This window comes from Embleya sp. NPDC020630 (assembly GCF_044334985.1).
Taxonomy (GTDB): Bacteria; Actinomycetota; Actinomycetes; order Streptomycetales; family Streptomycetaceae; genus Embleya.
In genome coordinates this window covers 1-25,388 of sequence record NZ_JBIRUB010000042.1, presented here as the reverse complement: position 1 = coordinate 25,388, position 25,388 = coordinate 1, and the positions used below count along the sequence as shown (strand labels likewise).

10 protein-coding genes are annotated in these 25,388 nt (G+C 72.0%); 7 read left to right on the top strand and 3 right to left on the bottom strand.

Annotated features, from left to right (window positions below; all coding sequences use genetic code 11):
- Window positions 1-120 precede the first annotated feature (120 nt).
- Window positions 121-3,057: an AAA family ATPase gene (locus tag ACH4XV_RS47025; protein WP_395800555.1), complete on the top strand. Its 2,937-nt coding sequence runs from the start codon at window positions 121-123 to the stop codon at window positions 3,055-3,057.
- Window positions 3,058-3,224: 167 nt separating this feature from the next.
- Window positions 3,225-5,114 carry an ABC transporter ATP-binding protein gene (locus ACH4XV_RS47020; protein WP_395800537.1) on the top strand — a complete coding sequence of 630 codons (1,890 nt, stop codon included), beginning with the start codon at window positions 3,225-3,227 and terminating at the stop codon, window positions 5,112-5,114.
- A gap of 28 nt (window positions 5,115-5,142) precedes the next feature.
- On the opposite strand, the gene ACH4XV_RS47015 is transcribed toward ACH4XV_RS47020, so the two are convergent.
- Window positions 5,143-8,055, bottom strand: a complete 2,913-nt coding sequence (locus ACH4XV_RS47015) for a type 2 lanthipeptide synthetase LanM family protein (protein WP_395800535.1) — start codon at window positions 8,053-8,055, stop codon at window positions 5,143-5,145.
- A 90-nt stretch (window positions 8,056-8,145) separates the two neighbouring features.
- Entirely contained in the window at window positions 8,146-8,349 is a 204-nt protein-coding gene (locus tag ACH4XV_RS47010; protein ID WP_380007174.1) for a DUF6229 family protein, read from the bottom strand.
- A 554-nt stretch (window positions 8,350-8,903) separates the two neighbouring features.
- Here ACH4XV_RS47010 and ACH4XV_RS47005 point away from each other — a divergent pair.
- The 5 genes from ACH4XV_RS47005 to ACH4XV_RS46985 are packed head-to-tail and all read left to right on the top strand — an operon-like array spanning window position 8,904 to window position 24,469.
- A complete protein-coding gene (locus ACH4XV_RS47005) occupies window positions 8,904-12,146 on the top strand; it encodes an AMP-binding protein (RefSeq protein ID WP_395800533.1) in 3,243 nt (1,080 codons plus the stop codon).
- Complete coding sequence (locus tag ACH4XV_RS47000) at window positions 12,146-15,313, top strand: amino acid adenylation domain-containing protein (protein WP_395800531.1); 3,168 nt, start codon at window positions 12,146-12,148, stop codon at window positions 15,311-15,313. Before ACH4XV_RS47005 ends, ACH4XV_RS47000 begins: the two co-directional genes overlap by 1 nt.
- A complete protein-coding gene (locus ACH4XV_RS46995) occupies window positions 15,310-18,639 on the top strand; it encodes an amino acid adenylation domain-containing protein (RefSeq protein ID WP_395800529.1) in 3,330 nt (1,109 codons plus the stop codon). Before ACH4XV_RS47000 ends, ACH4XV_RS46995 begins: the two co-directional genes overlap by 4 nt.
- Window positions 18,636-24,266: an amino acid adenylation domain-containing protein gene (locus ACH4XV_RS46990; RefSeq protein ID WP_395800527.1), complete on the top strand. Its 5,631-nt coding sequence runs from the start codon at window positions 18,636-18,638 to the stop codon at window positions 24,264-24,266. Before ACH4XV_RS46995 ends, ACH4XV_RS46990 begins: the two co-directional genes overlap by 4 nt.
- Window positions 24,263-24,469: an MbtH family protein gene (locus ACH4XV_RS46985; protein WP_395800525.1), complete on the top strand. Its 207-nt coding sequence runs from the start codon at window positions 24,263-24,265 to the stop codon at window positions 24,467-24,469. The genes ACH4XV_RS46990 and ACH4XV_RS46985 overlap by 4 nt, the downstream gene beginning before the upstream one ends.
- 47 nt (window positions 24,470-24,516) lie before the next feature.
- Here ACH4XV_RS46985 and ACH4XV_RS46980 read toward each other — a convergent pair whose 3' ends face one another.
- Window positions 24,517-25,101: a Uma2 family endonuclease gene (locus ACH4XV_RS46980; RefSeq protein ID WP_395800523.1), complete on the bottom strand. Its 585-nt coding sequence runs from the start codon at window positions 25,099-25,101 to the stop codon at window positions 24,517-24,519.
- Window positions 25,102-25,388: the final 287 nt, after the last annotated feature.

The following is a 25,388-nucleotide window of genomic DNA, read 5'->3' as shown; positions in this document are numbered from 1 at the left end:
GATGCTCGGCCACCACCTCCGGTGCGCCGACCGAGGCCCGCCGCCTCCTCGGGCGAGTCGCGCCGGGATACGGGACCGCCGGTGGTGAATGGGGCGTGTGAAGATGGGCCGGTGACGGATGTGGGTTGGGATGCGGCTTTGGTGGGGCGGGGCGAGGAGGTTGCTCGGCTCGAGGAGGCGCTGGGGCGTGGGCGGGCCGGCGATCCCTGTGCCCTGCTCGTAGCCGGGGACGCCGGTGTGGGCAAGACGCGGTTGTTGGCGGAGGCGGCGGCTCGCGCGGCCGGAGCCGGGATGACCGTGTTGACCGGGCACTGCGTGGACCTCGGCGACGTCGGGCTGCCCTACCTGCCGTTCGTCGAGGTGCTGCGGCGGTTGGAGGCCGACGAGCGCCATGCCGACGTGCTGGCCGCGCATCCGGCCGTGGAGCGACTGCTGCGGGCCGGCGGGGGCAAGGAGCACGCCGGCGAGATGCCGGACTCCGGCGTGCGGCTGCGGCTCCTGGAGGACGTCGCCGGGTTGCTCGGGGACCTGGCCGAGCAGGCGCCGGTGTTGTTGGTGATCGAGGACGTGCACTGGGCCGACCAGTCCACCCGCGACCTGCTGCGCTTCCTGCTCAGCCGACTCCTGCCGCAACGCCCGGGAGCGGCCGGCTACCAGCGGCTGACCGTACTCGTGTCCTACCGCTCCGACGACCTGCACCGCCGCCACCCGCTGCGCCCGCTGCTCGCCGAACTGGTGCGCCTGCCGTCCGTCGGGCGGCTCGACCTGCGGCCGATGGACGACGACGACGTGGCCCGCCTCGTCCGGGGCCTGGCCGCCGACCCGCTGCCCGAGGACACGGTCCGGGCCATCGTCGAGCGCGCCGAGGGCAACGCCTTCTACGCCCAGGAACTGCGGGCCGCCACCGACGACATCGACGGCGGTGTGCCCAGCGGCCTGGCCGAGGTGCTGCTCACCCGGATCGAGCAGATGTCGAACGTGGCGCAACGGGTGCTCCGGACCGCGGCCGTGGCCGGGCGCCGGGTCGAGCACGGACTGCTCCGGGACGCCGTCGAGCTGCCCGACGACGAGTTGGAGACCGCGCTGCGCGAGGCCGTCGGGCGGCATCTGCTTGTCGCCGACGAGGGCGATACGTACGCCTTCCGGCACGCGCTGACCCGCGAGGCGGCGTACGAGGACCTGCTTCCGGGCGAGCGGGTCCGGATCCACGCCGTGTTCGCCCGGCTGCTCGGCGAGCCGGGCCGGCGGTCGGGCAGTGCGGCCGAGCGCGCCCACCACTACCGCGCCGGTCACGACCTGCCCGGCGCGCTCACCGCCTCCGTCGAGGCCGCCGATTCCGCCGCCCGGATGGGCGCGCCGGCGGAGGAGATGCGCCGCCTCGAAGCGGCCCTCGAGGTGTGGGACGCGGTGCCGAATGCCCGCGAACTGGTGGACAGCGACGACGTGACGCTGATGATGCGCGCCTCGGCCGCCGCCGTGCGGGCCGGCGAGGCGCATCGGGCCGTCGCGTTCGCGCGCAGCGCGCTGGACCGGGTCGGCGAAAACGCCGACGTCGACCTCGCCGTCACCGTGCGCTACACGCTCGCCTCCAGCCTGATGAACGTGGACAACCTCCACGCCGCGTTCGAGTACAGCAGCCAGGCGCTCGCGATGATCCCCGCCGACCCGCCCTCGCGCACGTGGTTGTGGGCGGCGGCCACCCACATCCAGGCCGCCTACTACCTCAACGACGACGAGACCGCGCGTCGACTGGGCCACCAACTACTGGCCGCCGCCGAGGAGTTGGGCACCGACGATGCGCTCGCCGATGCGATCATCTCGCTGACCGGGCTGGAATGGGGCAGCCGCCAGGTCCTGGAGGGACGTGAACGGCTCAGTCAGGCACGCGACTTGGCGCACAAGTCGGGGAACACCGCGATCGAGTTGCGGGCGCTGTTCAACCTGGCCATGGGCAGCTTCGAGTCCGGTCGACTCGCGGAGAGCCTGGGCTGGCTGGACGAGGGCCTGGAACTGGCCCGCCGCACCACCAGATCCACCTCGCCCTACCCGCTGGACATGCAGTATCTGCGAGCCCAACTCCTGTACACCCTCGGCCGCTGGGACGAGGCGCTCGAAGTGGTGCCCCAGACGGTGCCGTCCGCGTTTCGGCACGTCGCGGAGGCGGCGCTGTACGTCCCGCTGGGTCGGGGCGAGCCGGGCGTCGCGGAGCGGGCCCGCGCCCTGTTCGAGGAGCGTCCGTTCAACTGGATGGGCACCCTGATCGGCAGCCTGGTGCTCACCGACGAGGCGGCCTGGCGCGGCGATTCCACGGCGGCGGCCGAGTGGGCGCGGCGCGCGCTCGACGCGTTGTCCGAGGACCGCAACCCCTACCCCGACGCGGGCATCCGGATCTCCGCCCTGGCCCTGTCCGCGATCGGCGACACCGCGACCGAGCTGCGGGCGGCGGGGGACACCGAGGCGGCGGCCCGGGAGGTGGCGCGGGCCGAGCCGTTCATCGAGCGGGCCCGCACCACGATGTCCTGGCCCAATCGGCGCTTCCCGCGCACCGGACCCGAGAGCGTCGCCTGGTTGTCGCGCGCCGAGGCCGAGTGGTCGCGGGTGCGCGGCGAGGTCGACGTCGCGCTGTGGGAGAAGACCGCCGAGGCGTACGGCTACGGCAACGTGTTCGAGCAGGCGCGCAGCGAACTGCGGCTGGCCCAGGCACTGGTGGCCGCCGACCGGCGAGACGAGGCGACCGCCCTGGCGCAGCGGGTGCGGGAGACCGCGGAGCGGCTGGGGGCGATACCTCTGCGCGACGCGGTGGACGCCATGGTGCGGCGCGGGCGACTGGCCGGTGCGGCGGCGGCGTCGGCCGACGAGGTGACGCTGACGGCGCGCGAGCGTGAGGTGTTGGAGCTGCTGGCGCGTGGGCTGAGCAATCGGCAGATCGGCGAGGAGCTGTACATCAGCGCCAAGACCGCGAGTGTGCACGTGTCCAACATCATGGCCAAGGTCGGCGCCTCCCGCCGCACGGAGGCGGTCGCCCTGGCGCGGCGCAGCGGGTTGATCCCCGACTAGAGAATCCAGGAACCGGCCTGCCCGGCGGCGTGTCGGCGGTGGATGCCCGGTTGCGGGCTTCGCGGGACGGTCCGGGCGCCCCTCCGGCCACCCGTGCGCTCCCTTTGGTACCCGTAGTGTGGCGCCGCCACGGGCATACCCCACTTGTCGGCCGGGAGGGGTTGGGGATGGCGGGGCATGTGCCACCGGAGTTGGGCGAGTTCGACGAGTTGGGCGAGGGTTACGACACGCCCTTCGACGGGGAGGCGGCGAACGCGGGACTGGGTCGTATGGTCACCCGGTTGCCGGTCGCGTTGGCGCAGGTGTGGCGCCTGGCGTGGGCGGCCAGTGGGCGTGCGGCGGTGGTGTTGGTATGCGCCCAGGCCGCCGCCGGGGTGGCCACCGCACTGGCCCTGTTGGCCACGTCGCGGGCGTTGTCGGCGCTGTTCGCCTCGGGGCCGGCGGCGGACCGGGTCGGCGACGCGGTGCCGGCGGTGATCGCGGTGGTGGTCGCGACCTCGGCCCGCGCCGGCTTGGAGACGGTGGTGCAGGCGACCCAGGCCCGCCTGTCGCCGGGGATCCGTCGGGTCGCCGAGGAGCGCCTGCACGCGGCGGCGGTCGGCGCCGAGTTGGCCGCGTTCGACGACGCCGACTGGCACGACGCGCTCGCCCGGGCACGCGACCGGGGCATCGACCACGCCCAACTGGCCCTCGCGCACGCGGTCGAACTGCTCGGTGCCCTGGTTGGCTTGCTGGTCGGCATCGGCGTGGTGACCGGGCTGCACCCGGTACTGCTGCCGCTGTTGGCGCTGTCGATCGCGCCGCAGGGGTGGGCGGCGCTGCGCTCGGCCCGGATCGGGTTCGAGGGCATGGTCCAGCGCATGACGCTGTATCGGCGCCTGTGGTTGTTCGCCGATCTGCTCACCGCCAGGGAGGCGGCGGCGGAGGTGCGGGCCGGGACCGCCGAGGAGGCGCTGTTGACCGAATTCCGGCGCCTGGCCCGGCTGGTCGAGCAGGCCGAGGTGCGGGTGGGCTATGCCCAGGTGCGGGTGGGCGTGGTTGGGCGTACCTTGTCCGGCCTGGCGTTGGGGGCCACCTATGTCGCCCTTGGACTGCTGGTCCGCGCCGAGATCGTGCCGCTCGCGGTGGCCGGTACGGCGGTGTTGGCGGTGCGGACCGCGAGCGGTTCGCTGGCCACGCTGATGGTGGCGGTGGACCGGCTCTACGAGAAGTCCCTGTACATCACCGACTATCACGCCTTCCTGGCCGAGGCGGCCGGCCGGGCCCGGCCGCCGGCGGTGGGCGAGGTGCCGGACGGGTTCGCCGAAATCCGGTTACGGGACGTCTACTTCGCGTATCCCGGCAGCGCCGGCCCGGCGCTGCGCGGGGTCGATCTGGTGATCCGCCGGGGCGAGACGGTGGCCCTGGTCGGGGAGAACGGGTCCGGCAAGACCACGCTCGCCCTGCTGTTGGCCGCGCTGCATCGGCCGGACAAGGGCACCGTGCACTGGGACGGCACCGATCTGGCCATGGTCGACCCGGTGGGGGTTCGCGAACAGGTGGCGCTGGTGATGCAACAGCCCACCCGGTGGCCGCTGACGGCGCGCGGCAACATCGTGCTCGGGCGTGCCGATCGGCCGGACGCGGACGGGACCGCACTGACCCGGGCGGCCCGAGACGCGGACGCGGACGGCCTGATCTCGCGACTCCCGTACGGCTACGACACGTTGTTGTCGAAGAAGTTCCGCGCCGGGGTGGATCTGTCCGGCGGCCAGTGGCAGCGGATCGGGATCGCGCGCGGCTTCTACCGGGATGCCCGCCTGCTGATCGCCGACGAGCCCACCGCTGCCCTGGACGCCCGCGCGGAGCACGCGGTCTACGCCAACATCCGCCGGCTCGCGGCCGGTCGTACGGTGGTGCTGATCAGCCACCGGTTGGCGTCGGTTCGCGAGTGCGACCGGATCGTCGTGTTGCGCGCCGGCGAGGTGGTCGAGCACGGTACCCACGAAGAATTGATGCGCGAGAACGGCGAATACGCCGACCTGTACCGCATCCAGGCATCGGCCTACGTGGATTGACCAGCCGGGGCAACGCCCCTACTGCCACTCAGAGTTCGTCCAGAAGCAGCAGTGACGGCGGGCGCTCCGTGCTCGTCGGGTGCATGCGCAGGAGTTGGTGCAGGGCGCCTGCGCTGCCCGGGAGCAGGGATGCCGTGGTGGTGTGCCGGGTGGACGTGGTGTGCGGGCCGTAGGTTTCGAGCCCGGTCAGCAGGAGCGCGTCGAGGTGGGCCCGGGTCGGGGCCTGTGGCAGGCGGGAGCGAAGCTGTCCGGGGGCGCCGCGCAGGAGGGTGTCCAGGAGTTCCCACGAGCCCAGGTCGCCGTGGCACAGCGTGTAGTCCCAGCCGAAGCCGGTGCGCCAGGTCGCGACGGCCGCGCGCAGGGCCCGGTCGAGGTGTTCCGCAGCGCCGGTGCGCCGGTACAGGTCCCAACCGGCCAGGCCGATCCCGGTGCTGCCGTGGCACCAGGAGTCGAGGAACAGGACCTCGCCCCGCTGCCGGCCGTCCAGCCAGCTGCGCACCTCCGGGTCGTACAGGGATTCCTGGAACGCCCAGGCCAGATCGGCGAGTTCGAACCACTCCGGCTGGTTCGCGGCAAGGCCGAGTCGGGTCAGCGCCCAGGCGATGCCCGCGGCGCCGTGCGCGAAGCCGCCGATGCCGTCGGGGAAGAGTACGGTCGGCCAGCGGGCGGTGCGTCGGCCGAGGGCGTCCTCCTCGACGACGGCACGTCGCCCGAGCAGTTCCGCGGCGGATTCGGCGACGTCGCGCCAACGGCGGTCACCGGTGCGGTCGGTCAGGGCGAGCATCGGCACGATCAGTCCGGCGGCGCCGCCGGCCAGGTCGAGGATGGTGTCCTCGGCCAACAGGCCCGGTGCGCGCTCGGCGTGCCGGATCGCCCGTTCCAGGTCGGCCGGTCGGCCCGACGCGGTGTGCAGGGCCAGCCAGGTCCGGACCGCCGCGCCGATCCCGTCGAACGCGCCGACCCGGGTGGTGGGTACCGCGTCCTCCATCGCCGCCAGTGCCCGGATCGCCCCCTCGGTCAGCGCCGGCAGCCCGTCCACGGCCGGCACCCGGCCCGCGCGGGACTCGGTCAGATACGCCCGCAGGGCCAGTGCGACGCCGGCCTGTCCGCTGTACAGGTCGGCGGCGAACGGGCGCACGTTGAAGCCGCTGTCGGTGTACACCGGCCCGATCCAGGTGGCCGTCCCGTCCGCGCCGACGACGGCCCGGGCGCACAGGTCGCGCGCGGATTCGGCGGCGAGGGCACGCCGGCGTTCCTCCCGTCGGTCGGGTCGTACCGTCACCTCGCGGTGTCGTTCCCCCTCGGGCATCGCGCTGCGGTCGCGGTAGACGCCGAGCAGCGAGGAGCGGATCATCACCTCCTCGAACTCCGGGTCCCCGGCCCGCCAGCGGGCGACGCTCTCGTCGATCAGGTGTGCGGGATCGCCCCATTCGGTGCCGCGCGGTCCGGTCATCCGCCCCCGCTCGGGCCGGACGCCGAAGAACGGGATGTCGCCGTCGAGGAGATCGGCGACCTCGGCGCCGACCACCTCCGGCGTGTCGGGGGCGCCGTGCAGCGCTTTCGCCTGGCGGATCAGTACATCCCGGGCACGCTCGACGGCCGGGCCCTCGTCGTGCAGCGATGCGGGATGCCAGAGCATCCGGGCGATCTCGACGTAGACCTGGGTGGGGCGCAACACCACCCGCAGCTCGCATCCGGCGAACACGTCGAGCATGGGCCGCAGTCGCCCGGCCGCGTCGAGTGCGTCCAGGCGGGCGCGCAGGTCGCGGTAGCCGTGCACGATGTCGTCCTGGTGGGCGAGCGGATCGGCCTCGGGGGCGGGCAGGTTGGCCGATCCGGCCACGTCGGCGGGCTCCATCGTGAGCCGGGCCAGATCGGTGCCGGCGCCGCTGATCACCGGTACCGGGACGCGCGGTTGCTGGTCGGGGAGGGCGCCGACGGCGGACATGTCCAGGCCCTGCAGGGCGAGTTGGCCCAGGCGCATCGGCAACAGGCCGGTGCGCAGCACGGTGCGCCGGACGGAGGCGGCGGCGGTGTCGAAGGCGTCGCCGAGTCCGCTTGGGCCGACCCGGGGTTCGGGGCTGAACAGTGTCTCGCAGTCCACCACCCACGGGACCGGGCCGCAGGCGATCACGTTCTCCGAGTGCAGGTCGGTGCCGCCGAGGAGTTGTACGACGCACATCCACTCGCCGAGGCCGCGGTAGAAGCGGGACTGTTCGGCGGCGTCGACGCAATAGCGGTGTTCGACGTGTGCCGCCCAGCCGTAGTCCGTGCCGAGCAACACCGCCGGGACGGCGATGCGTTGCTCGCGCGGGATGTGCGCCAGGAGGGTGTCCACGGTGGTGGCGAGGGCGATGTCGACGGCGAGCGCGCGGGGTTTGTACACCACGCGGCCGGCTTCGAAGCGGAGCAGGGCCACGGTACGGCCGCCGCGGTGCGAGTCACCCGCGTCCGTGCCGATCTCGACGAGTTCGCCGGGGCGCGTGCCGAGCAGGTCGGTCAGCCGGTCGCGATCGGCGGCAATGCGGCGGGCCAGGGTGAGCAGGGCCGTGCACCGATTGCGGATCACCCGGTCCAGGCGCGGTGCGAACGCCGGATAGTCGCCGTCCAGTTCGCTCCAAAACGCGGGCTCGGCGGCGCGTTCGAGGAATTCCTGCCAGCGTTGCTCGCTGGTCGCGCGGGTGAGCCGGCCGGACATCCGGGCGGCGTGCAGTTCCAGCAGGAGCAGCCGGTTGGCCTTGGGGCGCACGGTGTCCAACAGGCCGCGTCGGGCGGCGCGCAGCAGGATCTCCCGCTCGGTGGTGGACAGCGGGTCCGGCACGGCGCGCAATCGGCGCCGGAAGCGGTTAAGGGCGGGGCCGATCAGCGGCTCGAACGCGGTGTCGAACTCACCCGCGTCGTCGTAGCTCACCACGGGACGCGGCCTGACCGGAATCGCCATCTGCGGATCGCCACCCCATCGAGACGGACCCGCCGCCCGACACCGATCGCACGTGCGATCGGCGCCGAACGGCGAGCCGGAGAGTTTCGGTCAACAACAGGCGCGAGTGCGCGACCACGAACAGGCGGTGCCACAGCTGATCGCCGCGACGTCGATCTCGGTGAGGCCCTGTTCCGTGGCGGATCCGCCGATGTAGAGCGAACCGGCGGGGTTCTCCACGCCGTCGGCCGTTTCGGCGCCGGAGCGCCAGGCGTCGACGACGGTGTTCCGCGTGGCATTCGATGCAGTACGCATGACGATACCTTTCCGCCGATGTCGATGATTACCGGCGAGTACACCGGGTTCAACGATCATCGACCCTGGGTGAGGGAAGTGCGGCAGGCACACGTTAGCGCCCGAATGTCGTCCGCGACAGACTTCCGCGCAACGAGGCGAATCCTCCCCTCCCGGGGCGGAATCGAGTGGTTCGCACGTGGCCCGACGGGCAGCCGGGGTGGTCGATGTGCCCTCCCGGCGCTGCGACCGGCCGGTTTTCCACCTCGAACGTGGTCCGGGATTCGGAACGGCTCTTGTCATTGGTCTAGTCCATTGACAGTCTTGGGCGCGTCGCCGACGGTCATCGCTCCATGGCTCGTCGGTGGTTCCCGTACGGCAATTCCGCCCAATTCGAGCGTGAGCCGACACTGCTCCGTCGGCGTACCAAACTTTGCACTCCTACCCCGGAGAAGAACCATGCGCAGAGCTCAACCACGTCCGTGCCCGGCGACGTCGAAGCGGGGCGCGCCGTGACCGCCCCCGACGTCCGGCCCGGGTTATCCGGTTCGAGGCGTCCCGAGGATCGATGCACCGTGCCGGGCCTGTTGGCAGCCCGCGCGGACCTCGACCCGCATCGCGTCGCGATCCTGGTCCCGGGCCACTCCGGGACCGGACTGACCTTCATCGACTGGTGGCGCCGATCCGTCGCCCTGGCCCGCGAGTTGCGCGATCGGGGGGTACGCGCGGGGGATCGGGTCGCGCTGATCTTCGCCGGTCGCGAATGGGCCGACTACGCGGTCGCCTACTGCGCGGTCCAGCGGGCCGGCGCGGTCGCCGTACCGCTGCCCGAACGTCTGCCGACCGCCGCCGTGCAGGCCCTGCTCACGCACTGCGCGGCGGCCGGCGTCCTGCACGGCGTCGACATCGAGCCACCGAACACCGGTGCCTGGACCGCGATTTCGACGACGCTCGAATCCGCCGCGCACGCGCGGCGCCGCTCGAATCCGGCCGCACTCCCGGCGCCGGACCCCGTCGATCCGCATGAACCCCCGGATCCCGCCGAGCCTCTCGAACCCGCCGAACCCCCGGCCCTCGCCGAGCCGCATCCCGACGACCTCGCGCAGATCCTCTACACCTCCGGCACCACCGGCACCCCCAAGGGCGTCGGCGCCACCCACGCCAACCTCACCCACGGTTTCGAACCAGCACCCCGACGACGGCAGTTGGCGCACTCGAAGCACTTCCTGCACGCGTTTCCGATCGGTACCAACGCCGGGCAGACGATGTTGCTCAACGCGCTGACCGCCGCGCCGACCGCGCTGTGCGCCCCGGCGTTCGACGCCGAGGAGTTCTGCGCGCTGATCGCCGCCCACCGGGTCGGCACCGTGTTCACCGTGCCCGCGATGGCGACCGACCTGGTCGACTCGCGGGCCTGGACCCGGCACGACCTCGACTCGGTGCAACTCTTCGGTTCGACCGCCGCCGCACTGCCGCCGGCCACCGCACTGGCCCTGACCGAGATCTTCCCCGATGCCGTGATCGTCAACTCCTACACCTCGACCGAGGCGGCCCCGGCTCAGACCACCATGGTCTTCGACCCCGACCGGCCGACCTCGGTCGGGCGCGGCACCGGCCTGGACGACCTGCGCATCGTCGGCCCGGACGGCGAACCCGTACCGACCGGCGAGGCCGGCGAGATCTGGCTGCACTCGCCCACCACCTCGCGCTCCTACTACCGCGACCCGGGCGCCGACGCCCGGGTGTTCACCGACGGCTGGATCCGGATGGGCGATATCGGCCGACTCGACGCCGACGGCTATCTGTACCTGATCGACCGGGAAAGCGACCTGATCAAGTCCGGCGCGAACAAGGTCGCCACGCTCGCGGTGGAAGCCGCGCTGTACGAACACCCGGCCGTCGCCGACGCCGCCGTGTTCGGTGCGCCACACGCCGTGATGGGCACCATGGTCGCCGCCGCGCTGGTCCTGCGGGACGAGGTCTCCGCCGACGACCTGCGGGCGTTCCTGCGTGAACGCCTGGCCCGGCACGAGATCCCGACCCGATTCCTGCGCCTGGACACCCTGCCCCGAAACCCGGCGGGCAAGGTGGTCAAGGCGGAACTTCGGGCCCGGATGGCCGAGGACGACGCCGCGCGGCCGAGTGCGCCCCGGACCGCGACGGAGACCGCCGTGGGCGGCCTGTGGACGGAAGTGCTGGGCACGCCCGGCGCCGGTCCCGACGACAACTTCTTCGCCCTGGGCGGGGACTCGTTCAAGGCGACCCGGCTGGCCGCCGCCGCGACCCGCCTGTTCGCGCTCGACGTGCCCGTCTCGCTCGCCTTCGATCGACCCGAACTGGCCGCCCAGGCCGCCTGGATCGACACCGCCCGGGCGCGACCGGAATCCGCCCGGACGGAATCGGCAGGCGCGGGCACACCGGCGGAACCGGCGTGCGTACGGCCCGGGGCCGCGAGCTGCGAGTCGGCCGAGGAGCCGGTCGTGCGCATGCCGCTCAGCTCGCAGCAGGAGAACTTCTTCGTCTGGATGTACGCCACCGACCAGCCGCGCGACGTCGGCCCCGTCAGTGTGGGGATCCGGATCACCGACACCCTCGACCCCGACACCCTGGAGGCCGCTCTGGGCGAGGTGGTGCGCCGGCACGAGGCGCTGCGCACCGTCTTCCACTACGCCGACGGCACCGCCGACGCCGTCGTACTCGCCGAACTACCACCCGAGATGCGGCGGATCCGGGCCGAAGGCGCCACGCACGCCGACCGCGAACGGTTCGCCCGCGAGCACGCCGGCACCGAACGCGAACACCACTGGGACCTCGCACACGGACCCCTCGTGCGCGCCCTGCTGATCGAACTCGCCCCCGAGGACCACGTGCTGATCCTCGCGGTGCACCACATGGTGTTCGACGGCTGGTCGATGGGCGTCCTGCTCCGGGAACTCGCCTTGACCTACTCGGCGTTGCACAGCGATCGGCCCGCTCCGCTGCCGCCGCCCACGCCCACCTGCTCGGAACACCTGGGCTGGGCCCGCGCGCAATGGCCGCGCACCCGCCCGTTCTGGGAGGCGACCCTGGCCGGGGCGCCCGCCGCCCTCGACCCGTTCCCCGGGCGCGCGGCCACCGGTCTGCTGCACAGCGGTTCGGTGCGTTTCGGCCTTGCCGCCGACCTGGTCGAGCGGTTGCGCACGGCCGCCCGCGAGCGGGGCGCGACGCCGTTCATGGTGGCCACCGCGTGCTGGACGGGCGTCCTGGCGCGGGCGTCCGGCATCCGGGACATCGTGGTGATGTCACCGGTACCCGGCCGGACCCGACCCGGCAGCGAGAACCTGATCGGCTGCCTCGTGCAATCCCTGCTGATCCGGGTCGACCTGGGCGGCGACCCGTCGTACGACGACCTGCTCGACCGGGTCCGCACCGCCGCGCTCGCCGCGACCGAGCACCAGTGCTACCCGTTCGCCGAGTTCTACCCGCGCTTTCCGGACGCGGCCTGGGTGCGCTACGAGAGTTGGAGCAACCAGGCGCACTTCCTCGGCCTGCTCTCCGAACCCTTCGAGCTGCCGAGGCAGTTGGACGCCGAATGGCCCACGCCGGACGGCCGCCCGGACCTGGGCGTGCCCGAACTGGCCCTGACCGAACAGCCCGACGGCACCATCGCCGGCTGGCTGCTGTACAACGACCGCGCGTTCGCCCCGTCCGTCGTCGAGGACCTGGCCCAGGCCTTCGTCGAGGCCTGCGAGTTCGCGCTCGACCACCCCCAGGCGCCGGTGTTCGGGGACACCGCCGCGCTGGTTCACGCACCCACCGCCTCCCAGGAGGGCCGCTGATGCGCACCACCCGACCGGTATCCCTGCCGCCGGAATCCCCGTGCCGAGCCCCGGTGTCCGCGGCGCAACACGGCATCCGGTTCACCGAACTCGCGGTACCCACGGGCACCGCGCACCACATGCCGCTGAGCATCCGGTTCACCGGCGACCTCGACCGGGCCGCGCTGGCGCACGCCTGTGACGCGGTCGTGGTGCGCCACCCGGTCCTGGGCAGCGCGCTGCGCGACCTCGACGGGGAACCGTGGCTGGTCCCCGCAGACACCGTTCCGCACCTGGTGATCGAGGACCTGACCGAGACGCCCGAAGCGCAACGCGACAATTCGGTGGCCGAGTTGCTGCGCCGCGAGACGCTGCGCCGGTTCGACCCGGAGACCGGGCCGCTGGTGCGCTTCACCCTGGTCGACGCGGGCCCCGGACACCGCACCCTGCTCGTGGTCGCCCACCACCTCGCCTTCGACGGCGGCTCCAAGGACATCCTCGTCCGCGATCTGGCCGCGCACTACGCCGCGTTCGGCACCGGTGTCAAACCCGATCTGCCGGACCTGGAGGAGTCCGAGGATGCGGAGCGTATCGCCCGCGAGGCGGCCGAGGCCGAGCGCCGGGTCGGCCTGGCCGAGATCCGCTTCGCCGGCGAGGAGCGTGAACCACCCGTCGTCACCCTGCCCGGGCGCCGCCGCGGCACGATCGACGGCGGCATCGGCGGGTCTGTCCCGATTCCCGTCGACGACGAACTGCGCGTGGCCGTCGCCGCCACCGCCGAACTCCTCGGCGTCAGTACCTTCGCGCTGCTCCTGGGCGCGCTGCACACCCAGCTGTGGCGGTACGGCAACGAACGGGCCACGGTCGCCATCGACCTGGGCACCCGCACCCCGCACAGCCGCGACCGGGTGGGTACCTACGTCAACGAACTCCCCGTCCACACCACGCCGTCCGCCGACCTCACCTTCCGCACCTTCGTCCAGGCGCTGCGGGCCGACCTGCGCAACCTGTACCCGGTCCGCGACGTGCCGCTCGGCCGGGTCGTCACCGGCCTGAGCCCGCGCCTGGCGCTGGCGCCGGTGTCGATGAGCTATCGCCGCCGTACCTCGGTGCCCGACTTCGCGGGCCTGCCCGTATCGATCGACTGGACCGTGTTCAACCACGCCGCGCGCGGCGAACTGCACATGCAGTGCCTGGACGACCCGGATCGACTCGCACTGCACCTGCACTACGCCACCGACGTGCTCGACGAGGATGCCGCGACGGCGATCGCGGGCCACTACCGGACCCTGCTGCGGGCGATCGTCGCCGACCCGGACACCCGGCTGTCCCGCCTCGCCCTGCAGAGCGCCGACGAGCGCGAACGTATGGTGCGGGACTGGAACGACACCGGGCAAGAGGTCGAACCGGCCGCCCTGCCGGCACAGTTCGCGGCCCAGGCCGCCCGTACCCCCGAGTCGATCGCGGTGGAGTGCGGTGCGACCCGGCTGACCTATGCCCGACTCGACGCGGCCGTCGACGCGGTGGCCCGGCGATTGCGGGGCGCCGGGATCGGCCGAGGCGACCTGGTCGCGGTCTGCGTACGGCGCACGGCCGCGCTGCCCACCGCGCTGCTCGGGGTGCTGCGGGCGGGTGCCGCGTATCTGCCGCTGGACCCGGAATACCCGTCGGCCCGACTGGCGATGGTGCTCGAAGACTGCGCCGCCGATGCCCTGTTGACCGAACGCGACCTGCTCGGCCGGTTTGCCGGGCGCGCCGACCAGGCGCTGCTGATCGACGGGATCCTCACCGGGACGGCGGTGATCGACCCGGCCGGCCCCGACCCGGTGGTCGCACCCCCACCGACGCCCGGCGAACTCGCCTACGTGCTGGCCACGTCCGGCTCCACCGGCCGCCCGAAGGGAGTGGAGATCGAACATCGTGCGCTGAGCAACCTGCTCGCCTCGATGCGGGACGTCCTGGCCTGCGCCGCCGACTCGGTGTGGCTGGGCCTGACCTCGGCGTCCTTCGACATCTCGGCGGTCGAGCTGTACGTACCGCTGATCACCGGCGGGCGACTCGTGCTCGCCGAGGACGGGGAGACCCGGGACGGCCGGGCGCTGCTCCGGTTGATCCGGGGTCGACGGGTGACCCATGTCCAGGCCACCCCGTCCGGCTGGCGCATGCTGCTCGACGCGGGCTTCGAGGAGCCGGCGGTGTTCGCCGTCACCGGCGGCGAACCACTGCCGGCGCCGCTCGCAAACGAGTTGCGCCGCCGGGCCCGCCGCCTGGTGAACGCGTACGGGCCGACCGAGACCACGGTGTGGTCCAGTACCGCCGAGATCGGCCCTGACGACGACGAGGTGACCATCGGCCGCCCGATCGCCAACACCCGGATGTACGTCCTGGACCGACACCTGACCCCCACCCCGGTCGGCGTCGCGGGCGACCTGTACATCGGCGGCGACGGACTGGCCCGGGGCTACCGCCGGTTGCCGGGCGTCACCGCCGACCGCTTCGGGCCCGACCCGTACGGCCCGCCCGGCGCCCGCCTCTACCGCACCGGCGACCTGGCCCGGTATCGCGACGACGGCCGGATCGAGTTCCTGGGCCGGGACGACCACCAGGTCAAGATCCTGGGTCATCGGGTCGAACTCGGGGAGATCGAGGGCGCGTTGCTCGACCACGAGGGCATCGCGGCGGCGGCCGTGACGGTGCGTGGGGACGGTGCCGACGGGCCGCTCCTGGTCGCCTACCTGGTCCCGCGCGGCGCCGCCACGCCGAGCGCGGCCGAACTGCGCGTGCATCTGGCCGCGACGCTGCCCCGGGCCCTGGTACCCGGCGTCTATGTGCCGCTGGAGCGCCTGCCGCTGACCCCCAACGGCAAGCTGGACCGGGCCGCGCTGCCCGCGCCGCCGCGCCTGCGGACGGTCGAACCGGACCCGATCGACGCGGCTGACACCCCCGCCGATACCGGGCCCGCCGCCGAGATCACCGCGATCTGGCGCGAGGTGCTCGGCCTGGACGACATCCGTCCCGACGAGGACCTGTTCGACCTGGGCGGTCACTCGCTGACCGTCACCCGGATCGGCGCGCGGATCCGCAAACGCCTCGGCGTCGACGTACCGCTGCACGTGTTCTTCGAAACCCCGACCATCTCCGGACTCACCAGCGCGGTATCCGCGATGCGAAGCGAGCGGCGGCCATGAACAACCCGACCCGAAGCCACGACCCGCACCCGTTGTCGCCGCCGGAGCGGCCCGCCGACCCGTCCGCGTCCCGCCCAACGCGGCGCATCCCGCTGTCCGCCGGCCAGGAACGGCTGTGGTTGCTCGACCGGATCAACCCCGGCGACGCCGCGTTCAACATGTTCCAGGTCCACCGTCTGCGCGGCCCGCTCGACGTCGCCGCCCTCGACCGCGCCCTGTGCGAACTGGTCGACCGGCACGACAGCCTGCGCGCGACCTTCCCCGACGAGGACGGTGTACCGATCCAGGTGATCGGCGCGCCCGGGACGTTCGTCCTGGAGCGTGTGCCGGTCGACGGCGCCCCGGCCGAGTGCGAACAACGCGCCCGCGATCTGGTCGCCGAACGCACGAACCGTGCGTTCGACCTGGCCCGGGGCCCGTTGTTCGCGGCGAGCCTGCTGCACCTGGACTCCGCCGGCCGGGACCACGTGTTGTGCCTGGCCCTGCACCACATCGTCGCCGACGGCTGGTCGATGAACGTGATCGACGAGGAACTGGCACTTCTCTACGCGGCGTTCACCGAAGGGCGCCCGTCGCCGCTGACCCCGCTGCCGCTGACCTACGGCGACTACGTACGGCGCCAACTCGAACTCCTCGACGAGCCCGGCTTCGAGGAACGACTGACCTACTGGACCCGGCAACTCGCCGGTGCGCCGACGCTGGACCTGCCGGTCGATCGGCCCCGGGGCAGCGGCACCGGCACCGACACCGAGTCCGGGCACGGCGGTACGGTCACCCACCACCTTCCGGCATCGCTGCGCATCGGAATCGAACAACTCGCCCGGCGCGAACGGGTCACCCTCTACATGACCCTGCTCGCCGGATACCAGACCCTGCTGGCCCGCTACTGCGACCAGGAGGACGTCTGCGTCGGCTCGCCGCTGGCGGGTCGGGACGAGGAGGACTACGAGCCGCTGGTCGGCTATTTCCTGAACACCCTGGTCCTGCGCGGAAGTACGGCCGGCGACCCCTCCTTCCGCGACTTCCTCGGCCGCACCCGCACGGCGGCTCTCCAGGCGTACGAGCATCAGGACGTACCGTTCGAGCGGCTGCTCGGCGCGCTGGACGTGGACCGCGACCCGGACAGCCCGCCGGTGTTCCAGACCATGCTGACCCTGCGTCCACCGGCCGGAGCCGGATTGCGTCTGGCCGGGGTCGCCGCCGAGGGGTTCGAATCGGGCTTTCGGCAGGCGAAGTTCGATCTGGCGCTGGAGGTCTGGCCGGAGGGCGACGAGCTGGTCACCGAGTTCGTGTACAACACCGACCGCTTCGCTCCCGAGAGCATCACCCGACTGGCCCGCTGCTTCGAGACCCTGCTCGCGGGCGCGGTCGCGCATCCGGACACCCCGCTGTCCCGGCTGCCGCTGTTGTCGGCGGCGGAGCGGGTGCGGGTGCTGGCGGGTGCGATGGGGCCGACCGGCGGCGAATGCCCGGACCCGGTCGTGGCCTTCGAGGTGCAGGCGCTGCGTACCCCGCGTGCGGTCGCCGTCGAGTCGGGCGACACCCGGGTCGACTACGCCGACCTCGACGCCCGCGCGAACCGGCTGGCCCGGGTGTTGCGCCGGGCCGGCACCGGACCGGACACGGTGGTCGCGGTCTGCGCCGAACGCTCGATCGAGACGGTCGTCGCGCTGCTGGCCGTACTGAAGGCGGGTGGCGCGTATCTGCCGATCGACCCGACGTTGCCGACCGAGCGGATCGGGTGGATGCTGTCCGACGGCGGAGCGCAACGCGTCCTGTGCCGGGCGCGGTTCGCCGATCGGTTCGCGGGCGGCGAGTTGCCGGTGTCGCTGCTGGACGAGGTCGACGCGGATCCGCATGGGGATACCGGAGCGGAGCCGCCCGCCCGGATCGCAGGTCCCGACCATCTCGCCTACATCATCTACACGTCCGGCTCCACCGGCCGACCCAAGGGCACCCCGATCACCCGGGAGGCGCTGGCGGGCCGGGTGGCATGGATGCGCGAGCGGTATCGGAGCGGTCCGGGCGACCGGGTTTTGCAGTTCGCCTCGTTCGGCTTCGATACGCACGTCGAGGAGCTGTATCCGAGCCTGCTCGGCGGCGCCACGCTCGTGCTCGCCCCCGCCGACGGGTTGTTGCCGGACTTCTTCGGCACCGCGGCCGGGCGCACGCTGACCGTGCTCGACCTGCCGACGTCCTACTGGCACGAACTCGTCGCCCTGACACCGGGTTTGGTCTGGCCGGAGACCCTGCGGCTGCTGATCCTGGGCGGCGATCAGGCCGACGCCGCCTCGATGCGGCGCTGGTACGAGGTGTTCGGCGAGCGGATCGAGGTGGTCAACACGTACGGTCCGACGGAGGCCACGGTCATCGCCACCGCGGCGGACCTGGCCGGAGGTGCGGCCGGGGCCTGGGACGGTTCCAGGCCGCCGATCGGCCGCCCGCTCGCGGACACCCGCGTGCATGTGCTGGATCGGCACCTGGAACCGGTGCCGATCGGGGTCGCCGGGGAACTGTGCATCGGCGGGACCGGGTTGGCGCGCGGCTATCTCGGCCGACCCGCCCTGACCGCACGCCACTTCGTGCCCGACCCGTACGGGCCGCCCGGCGCGCGGCTCTACCGCACCGGCGACCGCGCCCGGCTGCGACCCGACGGGGCCCTGGAGTTCCTGGGCCGCGACGACCACCAGGTCAAGCTGCGGGGCTACCGGATCGAACTCGGCGAGATCGAGGCGGCCCTGGTGGCGCGGCCGGACATCGGGCAGGCGGTGGTGGTGCTCCGGGAAGAGCGGGGTGATAGGCGGCTGGTCGCCTACGTGGTGCCGGAGGCGGCCGGGTCGATGCCCGTGCCGGACGCGGCGCGGTTGCGGGCCGCGCTGGACCGCACGCTGCCGGCCCATCTGGTGCCCGCGGCGTTCGTGACGCTGGACCGGTTGCCGCTCACTCCGAACGGCAAGCTGGACCGGGCCGCGCTGCCCGCGCCCGAGCGACACGCCACGCCCGAAGCCTCGTTCGTGGCTCCGCGCGGAAGTGCCGAGGAGCTGGTCGCGGAGACCTTCGGTGAGGTGCTCGGGGTCTCCCGGGTCGGCGCGCTGGACGACTTCTTCGCACTGGGAGGCCATTCGTTGCTGGCCACCCGGGCGGTGGCCCGACTCGGCGCCGCGATCGAACTCGCGGTGCCGATCCGGACCCTGTTCGCCGATCCGACTGTGGCCGGTCTGGCCACGGCGATCGAGGAACTGCTGATGGTCGAACTGGACGAGCTGTCCGAGGCGGACGCCGAACGACTGGTGCTGGACGCAACCGAGACGGGGGACCCGCGATGACGCTCACTTCACCCCCGACCCGGGCGGGCGGCCTGTCCGCCGCGAAGCGGGCCCTGCTGGAACAGCGGTTGCGCCGATCGACGGCGGTGGCCCCGCCGTCGATTCCCCGGCTGCCGGACGAGGCCGAGATTCCGCTGTCCTCGGCGCAGATCCCGCTGTGGTTCATGGAGAACCTGACACCGGGCACCGCCGCCTACACCATCCCCTTCGCGCTGCGGCTGCGCGGGCCGCTGGACGAGGCCGCGGTGGAACGGGCGTTGTCCGGGCTGCTTGCCCGGCACGACAGCCTGCGCACCACGTTCGGGACCAGCGCCGACGGTCACCCGACCGCGACAGTGCACCCGCCGGCGCCGGTCCCCGTGACTCGGCGCAGCGCGCCCCTCGACCTGGATCTCGGGGCGCGCGAGCGGTGGGCCGCGGCGCTCGTCGGCGAGGAGTTCGCCCGGCCGTTCGATCTGGAGGTGCCCCCGCTGTTCCGGGCCGCGCTGGTGCGGCTGGATCGCGATGACACGATCCTGGTCGTGGTGCTGCACCATCTGGTCGGCGACGGCTGGTCGGTGCACCTGATGGTGAACGAACTCATGACGGACTACAACGCGTTCGTCGCCGGGCTGGAATCGCCGCTGTCGGCACCGGCGGTGCGGTACGGCGACTACGCGGCCTGGCAGCAGCGGCGGCTGGGCGGCGCCGAGGGCGAACGTGCCGCCGCCTATTGGCGCGAACGATTGGCGGGCGTGGGTACGCTCGCGCTGCCCACCGACCGGCCGCGCCCGCCGCAGCAGACGTTCTCCGGGGACGGGCACTCGTTCGTGCTCGACCCGGAACTGTGCGACGCGGTCACCGCGTTGGGGCGAGCCCACGGTGCCACGCAGTACATGACGCTGTTGGCGGCATGGCAGGCGGTGTTGTCCCGGCACGCCGGGCAAACCGACTTCGCGGTCGGTTCGCCGATCGCGGGGCGTCCGCATCCGGATCTGGAGCCGATGATCGGCATGTTCGTCAACATGCTGGCCATGCGGGCACCACTGGCGGGTGATCCGACCTTCGCCGAACTCCTGGGCCGGGTACGGGAGAGCAGCCTGGATGCCTACGCCCACCAGGATCTGCCGTTCGATCAGGTGGTGCGCGGGCAGAACGTGGCGCGCGACGTCTCCCGGACCCCGCTGTTCCAGGTCACCTTCGCGCTCCAGAACTACGGGCGCGGCGAGCACGGCTTCACCGGTCTCGCACACGACTGGTTCACCGCCGATTCCCGGGTGACCCGCTTCGATCTGAGCCTGTTCGTGTTCGAGGTCGGCACCGGGATGCACGGACTGATGACCTACAACACCGACCTGTTCGACGCGGCCACGGTCGAACGGCTGGCCGGGCATCTGGCCACGCTGTTGCGGTCGGTGGTCGCCGATCCGCACGTCCCGCTGTCCAGGATCGACCTGCTCGGCGCGGCCGAGCGGGCGCGGTTGCTCACCGAGTGGAACGACACGGCTCGTCCGCTGTCCGAACACACCACGCTGGCCCGGGCGATCGAGGCGCAGGTGGCGCGGGATCCGTGTGCGCCGGCGGTGACCCACCGGGGCGAGACACTCGACTACGGCGAACTCGACGCGCGCGCGAACCGGCTGGCCCGACGGTTGCGGGCGGCCGGTGCGGGGCCGGAGACGCCGGTCGCGCTGTGCCTGGAGCAGTCCCTGGACCTGGCGGTGGCGGTGCTCGCCGTACTCAAGGCGGGCGCGGCCTATCTGCCGCTGGACCCGGAACAGCCGGTGGAGCGGCTGACGTTCATGCTCACCGACTCGGCGGTGCGAGTGGTGGTGACCGACACCGCGCTGCGCGAACGTACGGTGGGCCACACCGGAGCGGCGGTGGTCCTGGTCGACCGTGAACGGGCCGTGATCGAGGCGGAGAGCGCGGATCCGGTGCCGGGTACGGCGCGGCCGGGGAATCTGGCCTACGTGATCTACACGTCCGGTTCGACCGGGCGTCCCAAGGGGGTCGCGGTCCAGCACCGGGAGGCGCTGGCCTATCTGGAGGGAGTGCGCGAGCGGTTCGAGGTGGTGCCCGGGTCGGTGTACGGGCTGGCCCAGTCGTTGTCCTTCGACTTCGCGATCACCGCGCTGTACCTGGCCTGGACCACCGGCGGCGAACTGCACCTGATGCCCAAGCGGTTGTCCGGCGCCGAGTTCGCCGACTATCTGGCCCGGCATCCGGTCGACTACCTCAAGATGACGCCCTCGCACCTGGCCGGGCTCGCCGCCGAGGTCGGCACCGAACCGCTGTTGCCCCGCCGGTTGTTGATCCTGGGCGGCGAGGGTTCGTCGTGGGAGTGGACCCGGGACCTGGCCGCGCTGGGCGGTTGTGCGGTGGTCAACCACTACGGGCCCACGGAGACCACGGTGGGGGTGACCACCTACCGGGTCCGCCCCGACGACACGGTGACCTCGACCGTGACGCCGATCGGCCGGCCGCTGCCGAACGCGCGGGTGTACCTGTTGGACGCGCACCTGGAGCCGGTGCCGATCGGGGTCACCGGGGAGATCCACATCGGCGGCGAGCGGCTGGCCCGGGGATATCTGGGCCAACCCGGCGCCACCGCCGACCGGTTCGTCCCCGACCCGTTCGGGCCGCCGGGCGGGCGGCTGTACCGCACCGGCGACCTCGGCCGGTATCTGCCCGGCGGCGACATCGAGTTCCTGGGGCGCGGCGACCAGCAGATCAAGATTCGCGGCTACCGGGTCGAACCCGCCGAGATCGAGGAGGCCTTGCGGGCACAGGAGGGCATTGCGCAGGCCGTGGTGGACCCGCGCGGTCCGGCCGGCGCACAGCGGCTGATCGCGTATCTGGTGCCGCCGGAGGAGGACGGGGACGCGTCGGTCCTGTCGGGTGAGCGTCCCGCCGGAGCGGACCTGCGGCGCGCGTTGTTGTTGCGACTGCCCGAGTACATGGTGCCGTCGCGCTTCGTGTGGCTGGACCGGCTGCCGCTGAAGGCGCACGGCAAGGTGGATCGGGCGCTGCTGCCCGAACCCGACACGGCCGGGGGCGCGGGTGGGGGCGAGCGTGTACCGCCCGCGAGCGAACTCGAGGAAACACTCGTCGAGATCTGGACCGGTGTCCTCGAACTCGCGTCGGTGGGCGTGACGGACGACTTCTTCGAACTCGGTGGCCACTCGCTGCTCGCCATGCAGGTGTTGGCCCGGCTGCGCAAGGTGTTGCCGCCCGGCGGTCGGCAGGTGTCGCTGCTCGAACTGTTCAAGCACCGGACCATCCGCGAACTGGCGCAACTGCTCGAACGCCCGGTCGGTGCGGACGAACCACGTTCGCTGCTGCACGAGTTGACCCGGCCGATTCCCGTCGGGCAGCGGGTGTTGTCGCTGGTGTGCGTGCCGTACGGCGGCGGCAGTGCGGTGGTCTACCAGCCGTTGGCGGACGCGCTGCCGGCGGGGCACGCGCTGTACTCGGTGGCGATTCCCGGCCACGACCTGTCCATGCCGGAGGCGCCCAGGCCGATCGAGGAGGTCGCGCGGGAGTGTGCGGACGAGATCCTGGCCGGGGTCGAGGGGCCGTTGGCGCTGTACGGGCACTGCGGGGTGGGCAGCGCGCTCACCGCGCAGATCGCGTATCTCCTGGAACAGGCCGGGCGCCGCCTGGAGGCGGTGTACCTGGGCGCGATCTTCCCGTTCGCCCGGCCCGAGGGCGGTGTGCTCGGCGCGTTGACCCGATTCGCCGGTCTGGAGCGGCTGCGCGCGGACCGGGTGCATCTGAACTGGCTGACCTCGATGGGCGCCGACCTCGGCGACCTGGACGAGGAGCAGGTGAGCTTCATCATCCGCAACATGCGCAAGGACGGGCTGACTTCGGAGGCCTACTTCACCAAGCGCATGGCCCAGGACCTGCCGCCGCTGGCCGCGCCGGTGATCTCGGTGATCGGCGAGCGCGACCCGAGTACCGAGTTCTATCAGGAGCGCTACCGCGAATGGCACTTCATGGCCTCGGCCACGGCACTGGTGGTGATCGACGAGGCGGGGCACTACTTCCTGCGTTACCGGGCCGAGGAGTTGGCCGAGATCGTCACGGCGACACATGAGGCGGTCGCGCGGGAGCGTACCGAGCCGCTGACCCGGGCGGCGCGCGGCGAGGACGCGAGCTGGTGGCTGCACGGGGTCTCAGGGGCCGAATCCGGCTCGGCGGCCGAGTCGGTGCCCGGTTCGGGGTCGGCCTCGGCGGCGGATGTGAAGACCGCGGGGCGGTCGGCGGTGCGGCCGAGCATGGGCCGCTTCATGGCGGTGGCGCTCGGGCAACTCGCCTCCATCACCGGGTCGGCGCTGACCGAGTTCGCCATCCCGATCTGGATCTACCTGCGCACCGATTCGCTCACCCAGTTCGCGCTGTTCTCGGTGTTGGCCCTGGTGCCGGGCATCGTGGTGGCACCGCTCGCGGGCGCGGTGGTGGACCGCAACAGCCGCCGGTCGGTGATGTTGGCCGCGGACTGTGTGGCGGGTCTGGTGCAGGTGGCGATGGCGTTGCTTTTGTGGGCGGGCCATTTGGGAGTGGGCGCGGTGTACGGCCTGCTCGTGGTCTTGTCGCTGACCGCGACGTTCCAACGGCTGGCCTACAACTCGGCGGTACCGCAACTGGTGCCCAAGCGCTATCTGGGGCACGCCAACGGGATCGTGCAAATGAGCACCGGGCTGGCCCAGTTGGTGGTGCCGCTGATCGCGGTGGCGCTGCTCGCGGGCATCGGGCTCGGCGGGATCCTGCTGATCGACATCGGCACCTTCGTGATCGCGGTGACGGTGGTGGCTTTCGTGCCGTTCCCCGACACGATGGCGCAGACCCGGCGCGAGAGCATGGTCAAGGAGATCGCCAACGGGGTGCGCTACTCGATGGGGCACGCGGGATTTCGCACGATGTTGCTCTACTTCGCGCTGCTGAACGTCTTCCTGGCGCCGATGCTGGTGCTGATGACGCCACTGGTGTTGTCGTTCGGCTCGGTACACACCGCCGGCGCGGTCGGCATGGCGGCCGGGGCGGGTGCGCTGCTCGGCGGGCTGGCCATGGGCGTGTGGGGCGGGCCGCGGCATCGGCGGATGCACGGGATCCTGGTCGCCACGATGCTCATCGCGGTGTTCGCGTTCCTGGCAGGGCTGCGGCCCTCGCCGGTGCTGGTCGGGGTCTCCTTCTTCGGGGTGTTCTTCGGCCTGTCGCTGCTCAACGGCATCTACGCGACGATCATCCAGGTCAAGGTGCCGCAGCGGTTCCACGGCCGAGTGATCGCGCTGAACACGATGGTGGCGTGGTCGACCCTTCCACTGGGCTTCGGGGTGATCGCGCCGCTGTCCGTGCATCTGCTCGAACCGCTGTTCCGTCCGGACGGCGCGCTCGCCTCCAGCGTCGGCCGGGTGATCGGCGTGGGGGAGGGGCGCGGCACCGGATTCCTGTACCTGATCTGCGCGTCCGCGATGATCCTGCTGGCCCTCGCCTCGTTGCGACACCGGGTGATCTCGCGCTTCGACGACGAAGTCCCCGACGCCATGCCGGACGACCTGATCGGCATCGAGGAACGCCGCAAGCGCACCAAGACCCCATCCACCGGGCCCAACCCGACCCACCTCGAATCGGAGAAGGTATGACCACCGACGACGAACCCACGCGTGTGTGCCGTGTAGTGATCAACGACGAGGACCAGTACTCGGTCTGGGCCACCGACCGCGACATCCCGGCCGGCTGGCGCCCCGAAGGCTTCACGGGTCCCCGCGAGGACTGCCTGGCCCACATCGACAAGGTCTGGACCGACATGCGCCCCCGCAGCGTACGCGAGGCCCCGCACGCCTGACCGGTGACCGGCGGTGGGCCCGACCCGGGCCCACCGCAGAGGGTCGGTCAGCGAACCATGTTCAGAAGGCGATCCGTGTCGATGGTCAGGTCGACCGGCGCGGGGAGGTGGACGCGCTTGCCGAAGGACCGTGCGATGACGACGGTGTATCGACCGTCTTCCGGCTCGCTGTGCACGATCGTCTCGCAACTGTCGCGGTCGATGAGGAGATACAGCGGAATTCCGGTCTCGGCGTAGGCGCGAGGCTTGTCCTTTCGATCCCGCTTATCCGTGTCCCCATCGAACGAGGTCACCTCTACGACCATGAGTACCGGAGTCGGGTCGCTCCACTCGCCTTGGCCGAGGAAGGTGCCTTCCGGGGCGAGCATGGCGTCGGGTCGCGCACGGCCGTTGCGGTATTGCTCGACTTGGAGACCGTGTTCGGTGTAGAGCGTGAGTTCCGATCGAAGACGCGCGAACAATTTCACCAGCCACATCACGATCTCAACGTGATCGCCGTCGGGCATCGCCTTTACCCCTACCTTGCCGCCGATCAGTTCCAGCCAGAGATCGTCGGGGTTCTCACGGGTGTGTTCGGCCATGCGCTCGAACTGTTCGACCGACATGGCTGCACGTTCGGTCACCGTCGACATCGGTGGCCTCCGTTCCTGTGGCTCGCGTCGCGTCATGCGCCCATGATTAACCGCCGACGGCCCATGAGGCCATCAACCGGGCCGGTGTGCTGTCGTCGGGTTGAACCTATGCAGAGATCTCGGAGTTGGGGCAGTAACCCGGGCGGTTCCCCCGAACGAGTGAGCGGGTCAGGGGGCTTGGGCCGGCTCGGGGGGGGTGCCTCTATGTCTTTCGTCAACCGAGATCGGGTCATGCTGCGGCCGATTCGGCGGGTCGGGATTCGTAGAAGGTTTCGTCTCTGAGCATG